Here is a 2,189-nt window from a genome sequence, read left to right on the forward strand (position 1 = left end):
CCTGTCACGTACAGGTGGCACTCTTTTTCGAACCCTGGTCTTTATGATCGCGCTCGCATTCAGCTATAAATATGATGAAGTTAATTCAGCTTATTTATGAGTGAAATCACTATGGCTCCTTTGCACGCCATATATAGCCCCTCCCGTTGTGCAAGTTATTTTTCATCTGTGTAACGGAAGTTAGTTGCATTCGTATATCCGGCCTCTCTTACGCTACCGTCGTACCCGGCCATGATGTGTGATTAGGGCAATACCCTGAAGATAACAGTCATCATCAGGGTTGATTAATAAGTGGTTCAGCGTTCAGGAAAAATCTACAGAAAAAGGGATTATATTTGTATTTTTCTCAACAATAGCCACATCTCTCCTGTTGTTTAATAACGCTCATGACAATTATCGCTGGTGTTCCTTAAATTAATTTTCATAAAAATCTCATATTCCTGCCTCCGCTAAAATCCAATATAAAATTCACACAAACCGCATTACTTTTCTGAACAAAAAAGCCACTAACCATCTATTCATGTAATTTCCATACCTTTTCTTTATTTCACTTACATAAAGCTTAGGATTATTAGATGTGTTTTTTCTAAACGACATAAAAAAACCACATTAACTCCACGTACAAACCACTAAAACCAATCAATACAATGAACAACTAACACTTTAATAAATTTATTGCATCTAATATTACAGATATTCTTATTTAGCAACTTGCATGTTTACGCCTTACAAGGCTTCAGGAAGAAAAATAGTGCAATAAGAAACATCTCGCCATTTAAATTTAAGGATGAAAGTGAGTGATATGAAATCAGCAAAAAAAAGCTTATCGACACGGGCGATAGCCATTTCAACGGTATTATTTACACCCGTATCCCTGGCTGTAACCCCACCCACAGATGCAAATAGCGTTGTTACCATTAATAATGGCGAAGAGGCAAAAGTTATTGCCGCTGAAGGTTACGATCCCGGATGGAATCATTTTACTTCTTTGAATGTAGGTCAAAACTCTAATGGCTCATTACTCATTGATAATCTTTCACTTATTACTGCTAATGCTACCGTAGGTAATAACTCTGAAGGTTCCCTCACTTTATCCAACCATACCAACTGGCAGTTTGATACTCCTACATCAAAATTGTATTTGGGCACAAATGAAGGTTCCGGCACAGTATACGTGTTAGAAGGCAGTAAGATAAGTGGCCTGCAGGAACTAAGGATTGGTGAGTATTATGGTGATGCCAAAGGGTTGATGGTTATTGATGGGGAAGACTCATCGGTTTCCTCTAACATTGCTATTGTTGGCGATCAGGGAATCGGCAATTTACGTATTACGAATGGCGGTACACTCACTACCTCAGCTCAGGTAGCTATTGGATATGCTTATCCAGGCAATAGTGCATCAAAAAATCGTAATAGTTATGGCGAGGTTCTGGTTGATGGTAAAAATTCAACATTGAATGCTGAATATGTTTATCTTGGTGGATTCAGCCCAGATGTTGCTTTTAATACTACCGGTATCCTTACCGTTAATAATGGTGCAACAATCAATGCCAATTCGTTTATTTGGGTTACTCTCGCACCTGGCGCCACAGGCGTTTTAAATATTGGTGGTGCGCAAGGTGAGGCTGAACAGCCTGCTGGTTCGATTACTACGCCATTTATTCATTTGGGGGCTGCAGATGCTTCTTCCTCTTCGATAGTAAACTTTAATCACTCCAGTACCGATTTTCTGCTGGCCTCGGATATTCAGGGGAACGGCCAGATTAATCAAGTTGGCTCAGGAACAACAACATTATCTGGTTCCAATAGCTATGCTGGTGATACCAATATAACCAAAGGCAGTCTACGCGCAGGTAAAGAAAATACCTTCAGCCCCAACTCCGATTATATTGTCGACAGCGATGGGCATCTCGATTTAAACGGTTATTCGCAAGCGTTAAAAACGCTGACGCTGGCTGGAACAACAACGTTGTCTTCGTATGAACAGGGTCACGAGTTCACGCCGACCACACTGACCATTAACGGCAACTATGCTGCCAATGATGGCCTGTTAGTCATGCATACTGTATTAGGCGATGATAATTCCGTAACGGATAAACTCATCATAAAAGGGGATACTTTCGGTAGTACCCGCGTCATGGTCAACAATGCGGGCGGTCTGGGCGCGGATACTCTGGAAGGAATAAAAA

Annotated in this window: 1 protein-coding gene; it reads left to right on the forward strand. The window is 40.7% G+C overall.

All coding sequences use genetic code 11. The features are described 5' to 3' along the window. Window positions 1-802 precede the first annotated feature (802 nt). Window positions 803-2,189: autotransporter outer membrane beta-barrel domain-containing protein (locus FEK66_RS25415; RefSeq protein ID WP_240783254.1), on the forward strand; the 1,387-nt coding region annotated here is incomplete at its 3' end.

The organism is Escherichia sp. E1130, assembly GCF_005781065.1.
Taxonomy (GTDB): Bacteria; Pseudomonadota; Gammaproteobacteria; order Enterobacterales; family Enterobacteriaceae; genus Escherichia.